This window comes from uncultured Cyclobacterium sp., from assembly GCF_963976465.1.
In the GTDB taxonomy this organism is placed as follows: domain Bacteria; phylum Bacteroidota; class Bacteroidia; order Cytophagales; family Cyclobacteriaceae; genus Cyclobacterium.
Genome location: NZ_CAXBOC010000143.1, coordinates 1 through 10,932 on the forward strand (window position 1 = coordinate 1; position 10,932 = coordinate 10,932).

Annotated in this window: 8 protein-coding genes; 4 read left to right on the top strand and 4 right to left on the bottom strand. The window is 38.5% G+C overall.

The window, feature by feature from the left end; all coding sequences use genetic code 11:
• The 4 genes from AAC037_RS09870 to AAC037_RS09885 all read left to right on the top strand — a co-directional run.
• The coding region (locus AAC037_RS09870) for a DUF5675 family protein (protein ID WP_339902837.1) at positions 1-332 on the top strand (332 nt) is incomplete at its 5' end.
• 37 nt (positions 333-369) lie between these two features.
• On the top strand, positions 370-2,106 hold the full coding sequence (locus AAC037_RS09875) for an N-acetylmuramidase family protein (RefSeq protein WP_339902838.1): 1,737 nt from the start codon (positions 370-372) through the stop codon (positions 2,104-2,106).
• On the top strand, positions 2,094-2,717 hold the full coding sequence (locus AAC037_RS09880) for a DUF4230 domain-containing protein (protein WP_303611474.1): 624 nt from the start codon (positions 2,094-2,096) through the stop codon (positions 2,715-2,717). Before AAC037_RS09875 ends, AAC037_RS09880 begins: the two co-directional genes overlap by 13 nt.
• Entirely contained in the window at positions 2,714-4,816 is a 2,103-nt protein-coding gene (locus AAC037_RS09885) for a DUF4230 domain-containing protein (protein WP_339902839.1), read from the top strand. Before AAC037_RS09880 ends, AAC037_RS09885 begins: the two co-directional genes overlap by 4 nt.
• Positions 4,817-4,853: 37 nt before the next feature.
• On the opposite strand, the gene AAC037_RS09890 is transcribed toward AAC037_RS09885, so the two are convergent.
• From AAC037_RS09890 to AAC037_RS09905, 4 genes are all read right to left on the bottom strand, one after another.
• Positions 4,854-7,193 (bottom strand): GMC family oxidoreductase, encoded by a 2,340-nt coding sequence (locus AAC037_RS09890; protein WP_339902840.1) that lies wholly within the window; start codon positions 7,191-7,193, stop codon positions 4,854-4,856.
• On the bottom strand, positions 7,177-8,913 hold the full coding sequence (locus tag AAC037_RS09895; protein WP_339902841.1) for a metallophosphoesterase: 1,737 nt from the start codon (positions 8,911-8,913) through the stop codon (positions 7,177-7,179). Before AAC037_RS09895 ends, AAC037_RS09890 begins: the two co-directional genes overlap by 17 nt.
• The gene (locus tag AAC037_RS09900) at positions 8,903-10,342 is read right to left on the bottom strand and encodes a patatin-like phospholipase family protein (protein WP_339902842.1); all 1,440 of its coding nucleotides are present in this window, start codon (positions 10,340-10,342) and stop codon (positions 8,903-8,905) included. Before AAC037_RS09900 ends, AAC037_RS09895 begins: the two co-directional genes overlap by 11 nt.
• A 76-nt stretch (positions 10,343-10,418) precedes the next feature.
• Positions 10,419-10,832 (bottom strand): patatin, encoded by a 414-nt coding sequence (locus AAC037_RS09905; protein WP_339902843.1) that lies wholly within the window; start codon positions 10,830-10,832, stop codon positions 10,419-10,421.
• Positions 10,833-10,932: the final 100 nt, after the last annotated feature.

The following is a 10,932-nucleotide window of genomic DNA, read 5'->3' on the forward strand; positions in this document are numbered from 1 at the left end:
TCAATGAAAACCTCAGTCCATTGACGCAACGGTATAGGAATAGGTTTAACTGGTTTTCATACCATATTGAGATAAAAGAAATTCCTAACTATGACAAGGTTTATGTCCATATAGGAAATACGCATAAAGACACAGAAGGATGTATTCTAATTGCGGACGGGGTCAATGCAGCCAATCCTGAAAAAATGATCCTACAATCTCAGAAAGCTTACGAACGCTTCTATAAAATGGTATATCCAAAGATAAACCAAAATGAGCCCTTAACTATCAATATTCTAAACGAAAATTGGTTGGAGCGACTTACTAAAAATCAGCAGCTAGTCAACGCCTAATAAATGATTCAATAACCAATACAGACCGATATACTCCATGGAAAAAAGCCCTTCATCCGTCGATAATCAGGACACAAAGTCTTCCTTTATATCCGAACGAAATTATTTGATAATCCATATCATTTCGATAGTAGTAATCGCTCTTGCTGCCCTGATTTTCATAGTGCCTAGCATGGAAAGCGCCAACCATGCCTTTGCTATCGGCTTTGTGATCATTGTGGCCTTAAGTTTTATCTACGGCTTAATCGCAAGACATATTAGTCCCAAGGTAAAAGACAGGAATCCAAATTTTAACCCATACCATACTTTTTTCTTTAAAGGAACGGTCATCCTTTCTGTCATCCTGGTCATCTTTGCAATTCTCGGTGCCCTCTTTGTTTACATTGAGCATGACAATCTATTTCAGGCGGTAGGCCTTGCCACCACTGTCATCTGGATCGCATTATTCCTCATTTACTTTATGTGGTCTGTTTACCATTACAATATAAATTACGGCTTAACAGACCAGGATTGGCAACGCATTTATGATTTCAGAGACATGCACAGCAAAGGCATTCCTGTAAAAGCTTCTGATCTGGAAATGCCCGAACACAATCCGTATAAAAGTCAAACTTTCGGCTTACCTCCGGGAACAGTAAGGGGCATGATCGCTTTTACCCTGCTGATGGGAGGAATGTCATTGTTGATCGTCAGCTTTGGAACACAATATTCCGGAGTAGATGCAGCCTTATTGAGTCAACAATTTGAATTTTTTGAAACCGCCTTCTTAATGATGATCGCTTTCTATTTTGGGGACAAGTCTCTAAAATACTTACGCGAAAGGTGGGTACCTAAACAAAACAATACCCAAAACGGTGGGCAAGTTCAAAATAATCAATCCCTGTCCCCTTCTTCCTCTCAAGAAAGCAAGGCAATGGTTCCTATGGACAGTCTGGAATTAGACAATGCTTACTTTGACAATGAAGATAGGATCTTTTCCATTGAAAACGGCCTTCAACCTGCAGACGTACCTCCGGCTAGCCAGCAAAGGTCTTTGTTATCCACTTCATTTGAAGCACAACCCGAAATAAGTTTACAAAGAGAAGAATATGTTCAAATCAAAGACAACACCAATAGCAAATTGCTAAGTGACATGGACATAAGGATCGCCTTGGATGAATTGGAAGCGAAGGAAAATATAAAAATAAGCCTACCGGTAATAAAGGCATTGGTTAAGGTGGAATCTGCAGGCCGTGGACACCTAAGCGATGGAAGGGCGAAAATTCTATTTGAAGGACATAAATTTTGGTACTGGCTTAATGCGTTCGGAAAAGACCCTGAAGCATTAAGTGTAGGCCATGAAGACATTATCTATAAAAAGTGGACAAGAGCCCATTACAGGGTAGGTTTAAAAGAATACGACAGGCTTGAAGAAGCCAAAAAAATAGATCCTAAGGCGGCCATTTATTCCACTTCCTGGGGTTTGTTCCAAATACTTGGTGAAAACATGGAACACAATATAAAATCCAGAAATTATAAGGATGTAGCCGAATTTGAAGCCAAACAACATGAATCAGAATATTTCCATTTCTTGGATTTTCTGGCATTTATTAAAATTAAGAAGGTACGTGGCAAAGCCCTGATTGAGTACATTTCTGAATCAAATGAAGGAAATTACGATTGGGAATCTTTTGCCTATGGATATAATGGAAGTGGCTATAAGGTCAATGAATACCACCTCAAAATGAAACACTTCTATGAGCAATTCAAAAATGAGCAAACATGGAAAGCTTAAAATCGAAAATGCTCCATATGGCCTTTCTCTTCGGTGTTATAATTCTAATTAGCAGTTGTAAAGAAGAAAAGAGAGGCTTGGTTATAGGTAAAATACAACAGGCAAGTGACTTGGTGGTTACAGAATTTGTTGTGGACAAGGTCGTTTTCGGAAAGAAGGAAAAAAACATACTTTTTGTGCCCGTTAATGAAGCCTCATTTTTAGCTTACTCTAGAGCCAAAATTAAAACAGGAATCAACCTAGAAAAAATAAAAGAAGAGGACATTTTGATTGAAGGGAATAAAATAACCCTTTATCTTCCTACAATTGAAGTGATAAATTTCTCCTATCCTCCGGAGGATTTTATAGAAGATTCATTGGTGTCCAATCCAAAACGTTTTTTGAACTCCATTAACCTGGAAGATCAAGAAACTTTCTTTAGGCTTGCAGAAATGGATATTAGAGACCAGCTTCCTTATATGGGCTTGGTGGAAACCAGTCAAAACCATACCAGGAAATTGATGCATACTTTGCTAAAAAACTTTGATTTTGAGGAGATTTTTATCCATTTCAAAAGTGATTCTTTGAAAGTCCGGCAAATACAAATTTCAGACAATACCATAAATCCATGATAGGTCAAATTCTTGGTAGTGCTCGCCTCATTATCCAAATACTGCTTGTGGTTGCCGCAGTAGTATTGGTGTACATGTGGAATCCAATGAATGTATTTGGAGGGAAGGCCACATTAAAGCCTACAGCCAATATGGTTTCAGAAATTAGGGAAATTGGCGAAATGATCACTGCTGAATATTATGGGGAAGTATTGACTTCTATTGATGAAGTACAAATTGATTTTCAACAGGAACCCCAAATTAATTTACAGGCAGAAGCTACATTTGATAAAATTCAGGAAGAAATTGATAACCTGAGAAACTTCCATAAGCTTACTTTAGACCAACGCCTAGAGATTGGCGATCCCGATAATGAACTTAAAAGAAGGGTAAGGACAAAAACATTGGTAAATGAAGTAGGAAAAAGCAATATTCTTGAAAAACTCAATTATCTGGGCGATTGGCAAAACACCAGTCGAATGCTCTTTTTCAATGAAGTTTTATCTTTTATTTATCTGAAGCAAAATGATAAGGAAGATGTCATTACAGAGCCATTAAGAGAAAATAGGTTAACAAAAACCTTGGAGAAATGGTATCTAGACGATTCCAATGCCGAATGGTCCACCGAAGCATTTACCTTAGATTACTTTTCCAGTAAATTATCTGACCTTCCGCGGAGTGAGGCGAAGAAAAAGTTAGCCATGATTGGTAGGGGAACAGTAAAAGCCGGTTTTGATTTTAAAGATTTGCAAAGCCATATGTACTACCTCAATGAGGAGGTGGGCGAATTGCATATTTTTGGATTGGCTCCTAAAATCTTAAATGCCGACATTAACCCATGGTTTATACCTGAAAAAGGAATCCCGGGTTTTGACCTACTGACCTACAATGGCAAGGTAAACTTTAAAGATAGCAAGAAAGTAAAAATCTATGCGGTCCAGAAGCTAAAAACCAATGCGAGAACTGCTGGAATAATTGAACAGGCTGAGTTAAATGGGGGTCAAACGATTAGTCGGTTAGTCAATTTACTTACAGAAGTAGAAGTCAAAAAGGTAATTTTTCACCATGATGAAATCATAGACCTTACCAAAGAAATCCAGAAGGATCACTATATCAGCTATGAAGAAGCTGCATTGTTTGAAAGGACGCTTGAAGTAGAATTGGACAAAATTGATTCATTGAAGGAGGCTCAAGAGGATAGGTACAATAACAGGAATTTGGCCGAAAATAAATTAAACACACTGGTTCAAATGCTCAAACAATTACAAACGAATGAGTTTGAGGATCAAAGCTTAACTTATAACCATTTTGCTACCTTTTGGTACCGTATCAGTGTAGATGGACTTATAGATGAGAAGGATTGGACGAAGATTATTAACACCAATAAGGAAATGGTAAACAATCGGACTGCTGCACTGTGGACAAACATGGACACCTTATTGTTAAGAGCCCAATGGAATGTAGGCTTACACCAAATGCTACAAGATTCAATAGCCATTGGCGAATATCTTCCAAAAACCATGGCCCTGCGTGACTGGGAAAATAGGGACTTGAGAATCCCTGTTAGAAACATCGCTTTAGACCTTACAGATTCAATCGTTTCATTTGACCAGTTCGATCCAAACAATGAAATAAGAGACAGCCTCTTACATTTGATAAGTTTAGAAAAATATCAGCCTGCTGAATGGGATAAATGGATAAAGGAAAAAGAAAGTATTGCAAACATTGGGAAAAAAGACTCCTTGAGCTCTTTTGCCAATAGCCCTTCAAAGTTCTGGTTATACCATAAAGACGATCCGAATCATATTAAAGAAGTAAATATTCCTTTGAATAAAATAACTTTTCCAATGTTACTTGGTTTGGACATTCATAACAATGTGGAGATTGGCAATCATATTGTATTTAAATCGTCAGAGAACCTATTGGAAGATCTAAAACAGCCCAATTCCGGCCAGGAAACTGGCTTGACTGATAGTCAGCTTGATGGTTTAGAGCAGCATTTAACCAACCTTTACACCCAACACCAAGCTTATCATAACCGAGATTTCCTCACCAGGGCCAATCATTGGTTTACTGAGAAAATGGAAAGCAAATCCGGAATTCTTGACAAGTTCAAATAAAGCTTGACAATCCGATACCTTATCAGGGAATCCATCGTTAAGGTTTAAAATAGGTTTCAAAAACATTACCGGCAAAAAACTTACCGAAAGAACTGATGGCCTTTCTTCCCTCTTCTTTGGTTTTTGGGTGCATGGCCTTAACAGTTCTCAACTGCTTAAGCAGGTCTGAAACCTTGATAACCAACTTACCCTTGCCTACAATATTCCCGGCAGGGGAATTCCCTTCATAAAGCGTAATAAAAAGGGTTGTCGTATCCTTCCAAGCATCCACTACATTGTCGTTGTGGATGTCTTTAAAACCTTCAAAATAAAAATTATCACCTTCAGGGCTGATAAGTTCTGCTGTATAATTCATCCGCTTTCTTTCACTATCCCCCTCATCTTGAATAAATAAATTAAAATCACCATTGTAAGCAGAGATGGCTTCTTTACATATTGCAGGAGCACTCATACTACCAACCATTTTACCTGCATGTTTCTCATTGGTAATAAATGCGTCAATGTCTTCCGTTTGAATGGTTAGGGTAAACTCAAATGTGGTATTATCGATTTTCCCTTTGGCAAAGCCTTTTTCAAAATCTCCCTTTTCACCAATACCAATAAAGCCCTTCATGGTTTCAGTAAATTGCACCCCGGTACCTGTGATTTGATTACCAACCGGCTTGGATGGAGCCACAAAATCATAATTCATATCATAGCCTTTCTCCTCAGCAATAAGCTTACAACTCCTTTCAGTCAGTGCACTGATAGTTAAGAGGGGATTGGTCCCTACGGGTCTAGGTATTATGGCTCCATCTAATACATACAAGCCATCGTGTAAGGCGGTATCACTTTCTCCTGAATACACCTGCCCCTTATGATCCACTACACCGCTATCCACACTGTCTCCCATCCCACATCCTCCCAATGGGTGTACAGTTACCAGATCATAATTCATCAAATTATTCCATGTCGGATTGGGTATTTTAGTTCCTCCCAAAGCCTGAGTGGCACTGAACATCTCTCCACTAACTTTCTTAAAGATCTCCTGTTTACCTACACCTTCCCAATTTAAGTTTAATTTCCCTTCATCATCCATTTTCATGACTCCATTTCCATCATCATGCGTCATCACCAAATAGATTTGGGTATGGGCAACTGCGCCATGAAAAGCTCCTAAAAAAAGGCTTCTCAACTCTCTTAACTTTTCTTTAAAGTAATCTTTAAATCCTCTGTCCGTGTCTTTTCCCACCAACCTAGAAAAAGCAATCAAGGCCTTAGGCATTAAACTTCTTATTGGACCCGGAACGGTTCCTTCCTCAAGGGTCATTCCCGAAGATAAATCTTTGCGTTCTCTTAAGTCGATGATACTGGTGATACAAGGTCCTACATTAGCTATTTGATCCGTTCCCTTATTTCCCAAGCCTATGCCATTGATCCTTTCATCATTGTTATAGCCAAAACCAAGTACATCACCATTGCCTGTAAACCTCATTCCCAATCTGTCAGAAACCTTTAAACCTTTTTTGACAGAACGGAAAAGAATTTCCGTAGAGCCCAAAGAACCGGCACTTAGCACCACATTCTTTGCCCTGACAAACAATAGTGGTGCATCAAAATTATCTCTGCCAATACCAATTGGATGGTAGTAAACCTGCCAATATGATTTAAACTTTTTGACATACCGGACATTAATGGAGGTAAAAATATCTGCCCCATGGTTAAACGCATCCGGTAAATAGTTCATTGCCGTGGTATTCTTTGCGCCTACATTACAGCCCGTAACACAGTCCCCACAATTTGTACATTTTGGTTGCTCAACACCAGCGTGATTGGTTTTATTTTCAAAATTTACATTGATATCCAATAAACCAAAGTGGGCCGACATATAATCAGCTGATTTGCGCATGGCTTCGGTTTTTTTCAGCACCGGGTAACCATTTTTATTTTCAGGGTATGGATTGGGCTTCAGCATATCCCATGCCCTATCTACCCCTTCTTCAAAGGAGGCCAAGTCTTGCCTTATTGGCAAGGGCCACATTTCATCCTGCATTACCCTTTTCTCCGGTTTAATGGAGACGTTGGCATTTACTAAGGAAGTGCCACCCAGCCCACAACCTTTAAATACATTAATGCCATTTCCCATGGTAAATTCATAGAGACCGTTTTTTTCAAGACTCGTAGATTTCCCCTTTATGAAATTCATTTCTTTTGAGGCACCCAGTAAGGTATCGGGAAATTCCCCGGGCAAAAACTCTTTCCCTTTCTCAAAAAGACAAACAGACTGCCCGGCACGAGCCATTCTAGAGGCTGAGATGCTACCTCCATATCCAGAACCTATAATCACATAGTCATATTCCGGTTGTATACTGCCGAGGGGTTTAGCTAATTTTTTCATTTTTTATAAATATTGGGTCCTCTATCAATTCATAGTTAATGGGTCCTCCTTCAAAACGAGGATTTTTCTCAGTTCCTACTTCTTTCCAATTGCTAACTACATTTTTTACACCTATTGGGTAAATGGTAAGCCCTTCTTTGGTTACCGAAATTCTCAAAAAGTTTTTATACCCTTCCCATCTATAAGAAGAGGACGCCTCAGTAATGTGGTTCTTTAAAAGGCTAACACTTACCGTTAAATAAAGGCCAAAAATCAAGCAACTTATAAACCCACCCAGAACTACCATCTCAGCGGTAAACAGGGCTATTTGTTTACCATTATCCACCTCAAGTCCCCAAACGGTTAGGTTCATATAGGAAAAAAGCCACAATAGGAAATAAAAATTAATCACATGAAGCAGACCATGAATCACACCTGCGATATAATTGAGTTTCTTTTTTCCTGAGCTGGTATCAGTAAATAATATTAAGCCGGCAAATAATAAGAGGTTAAGAAAAAGAGCTGTAGGAAAGTGTAACAAATTAGAACCTATGACGCTCAAAATTTGAGACAATTCACCTTGGAAAAGGTCGAATTCAGATAATTTTTCCATCAAACTTTCCCCTCCGGTAGGCTTTGTTTGGAGTATCCATGTGGTAAAGACATTGTAAGTCCCAAAAAACAACAACATCGTAAGGCTAAAAAACGGAAAGGCGAGGTTTAGCAAACTAAGTTTGGTAGATCCTGATTTTGAGGGGAATGTTTTCTTTAATTCCGCTTTTCTTTCATGGGTACCTATTATTTCTTCTTTTAAAGTATGAGTAGGATGCATAAAGGCCCCGCCGCCACCGGCAGTAATAAAGTGACATGGCTTGGTTTCGTCTTTTATGGTTTCATACCTGGCATAATGGTGCAAATCACCTGTTAATATTGCTTCGATATTTATTGACTTGTTTTTTTCTTCGTAGTCTTTTTCACCTTGACCCAATAATACCTTATCAATAAAAAATTGTAGCCTATCAAAAGAGTCATTTTTTGTGTCGAAAGATTTGTAAACCCAAGAAGGTTCAGAAGTACAAAGGATCACTTTACTATTGGCGTTGAAATGCTCTTTGGCAATTTTTTTAAAGAAGCATATTTGGGGATAATCAATATCAGCATTCAACTGAATATCAATGGCAATAACCCAGTAATCATAGGGAAGTTTGAGTGCAAAATAGCTTCTGTTTTGCTGGGTTTTCCAATTTCCCAAGGAACGCTTTTGCGTAAATAATCTTAAAAAATTAGTCAATCCATCATACCAATCATGATTTCCTGGAATAGCAAATACATCCGGACGTTCTATGGCTTTTTTATCTTTTGGAAAAGCAGCTGTATAAGGCCCCCTCAACCTATTGTCATATTCTATATTTTCGGGGGTGGGGTAAACTTCATCTCCACCCATTATTAGCACATCCCCCCTTTTGAGGATTTTCCCTCTCAGTTCCAATTCCTCTCTGGCCAATAGACTGGCCATTGTATAGGTGGAGTTAAATCCATCCCCTAAATCGGATATATAGTCAAACCATAATGCTTCTTTTTTGGAATAATCAAAAGGCTTGCAATCTTGATCAAGTGCTGCCTGGAGCTCTCTTCGGTCAGCAAAATTTCCAAAAACAGAAGACAAGACTGTTTTAACACTTGTGAAAGCCAATTGCTTAGGGTCATACCAATTGACCATTGGTTTTCTTTCAAACTTCATTCTTCAATAGTTTTTGTAACATCCTATATTTAAACACCAAACCGGCATTTGATCCACTTTTCTTTTTGGCTAAGCTTAACAATACCCCTTTAAGCCTAGAAAAGAAGGCCTGATAAAGGGTTCCTGCCATTAAATCGTTTTTTTCTGACAAAGAGGATAATTTCAAGTCTATAGATTTAAAAGCAAGACCCATTAACCAATACTTGGGGCCAGAACACTTTAATTCAGCTTTCAAAATATACTTATTCTCTTTATCATTCAATGCGGTCTCTATTGTCATAGAGGCATTTCCGTTAACATTTTTGACAATCTCAACCGAAGTTTCACCGCCAATCATTTCCACTTTACTCTCCTCGAAATAAAGACTTGAAAAAGCTTCTAGAATTTTAAATTCATTGCTAAAAGAAAGTCGCAAGAAAAGATGGAAAACAACTTGATGTCTTTTTTCTCCTTCCAAAATCTCTCCCGAAAATTCCATTGGGATACAAAAATAATCTCCTGAATCTATGGTCTGGGTGGCACTAAAATCAAGTACATCACCTTTTTCCGGCAGTGAATTGAGATAGTTTTTGGCATCCTGATACCCCATATTAATCAGAGCCCTTGCCGTAATTTTCTTTAGAAACAATTCAGGATCCAGGGGCAAGGGGAGCTTTGGCTTTACTACAAAAACTTGAATTTTTCGGGTTTGACCATAGGGCGAATGTCCTAGGTCAATTAGTTGATTGATCCATTTTATTTGCTCAAACTCTTCAAAAATCGCCCCATTGGCACTCATTTCAATGGAGTGCACGTACTGGTTAAGCGAACCTGATAAATAACTCGGGTAATTGCCAATTCCCCAAATCAACCATAAGTCTTCTGCTCCTCTTTTCACTGCCTCCAGTAAATTGGCATCTTTTACCCAAACCGCATCAATAAACCAATCATCCTTTACTTTTAAGGCTGGCATCAAAATTGGCAAAGACACTCCTGCTAACAGGTGGTTTTCTTCTACCTTCCCTGAAGGTATGGTATCCACTGTTTTTTTGGTGAAATTGCAAACTGAAAAAGTAACAGGTAATTTTAGATTATTTATTTTTTCCACTGCCACACCAAAATGGGGCAAGACCTTATCCCGAATCCCATCTGCATCACCAAAAGCCCTGAGGTTCCATGGTCTAAAATATTCCTTTAGTTTGATAAAAGAAGTGAAATGGTTAAAGTTTAAAGTTTTCCATTTTTCAATGATATTTTCCACCGAATGTCCAGAGGCCAGCATGGAAGCATTGAATATACCACCTGAAGCCCCATCTGCATGGGAAAAGACCAAACCATCTTCCTGCATGGCTTTCATTACACCCGCTTGGTAAGCAACACGCATTCCCCCACCCGCAAGTATTAATGCACGGTTCGGTTGATTTTTAGATGGTTGCTTAGTCAATAACATTATAAATAAATTTTATAATAAAGCTTCGCTGAATAATGACAGTGTTCTTCCTTACAATGCTAAAACCTGTAGAAAGTTATGAATTACTTGTATTGAGCACACGTAAATAAATAAAGAAAATCAGTCCGGAAAATAGATCAAAAATGGCAACAGACATGGCTAAAATGGAGAACAAACCATTAAACACGCCTATTGATACTGCTATAAACGCTCCAAATTTTTGAAGTGCCGACCACAATACCACCTGTTTATTGGTTACAGCACTGTAAACTGCATGGAGCAGCATGCCTCCAAATAACGCCATAAACATGCCTACAATTCCGAAGAAATGTGCCGAAGATGCGGTTGCCACTTCCTTTCCTATAAAACCCAGCATAAAAGAAGGGGCTAGCATTTGTACCAACCCTGAGATTAAGGTTATAAATGCAATGAGTACCACCAACAATTCTGTGTACCTAGGAGTCAATCCAAATATTTTTTTTTCAGCCATTGTACTGGTGCTTTGGTTTTGCTTTTGCAATAAAGAAATACATGGTGATAAACCACATGATGGTTAGAATTATCCAGCGAACGTCGTTTAGAAACATCCA

Coding starts and splice junctions, on each gene's coding strand:
- AAC037_RS09895 (WP_339902841.1), bottom strand. CDS start 8,913: ATGAAGTTTGAAAGAAAACCAATGGTCAATTGGTATGACCCTAAGCAA.
- AAC037_RS09890 (WP_339902840.1), bottom strand. CDS start 7,193: ATGAAAAAATTAGCTAAACCCCTCGGCAGTATACAACCGGAATATGAC.
- AAC037_RS09885 (WP_339902839.1), top strand. CDS start 2,714: ATGATAGGTCAAATTCTTGGTAGTGCTCGCCTCATTATCCAAATACTG.
- AAC037_RS09905 (WP_339902843.1), bottom strand. CDS start 10,832: ATGGCTGAAAAAAAAATATTTGGATTGACTCCTAGGTACACAGAATTG.
- AAC037_RS09900 (WP_339902842.1), bottom strand. CDS start 10,342: ATGTTATTGACTAAGCAACCATCTAAAAATCAACCGAACCGTGCATTA.
- AAC037_RS09875 (WP_339902838.1), top strand. CDS start 370: ATGGAAAAAAGCCCTTCATCCGTCGATAATCAGGACACAAAGTCTTCC.
- AAC037_RS09880 (WP_303611474.1), top strand. CDS start 2,094: ATGGAAAGCTTAAAATCGAAAATGCTCCATATGGCCTTTCTCTTCGGT.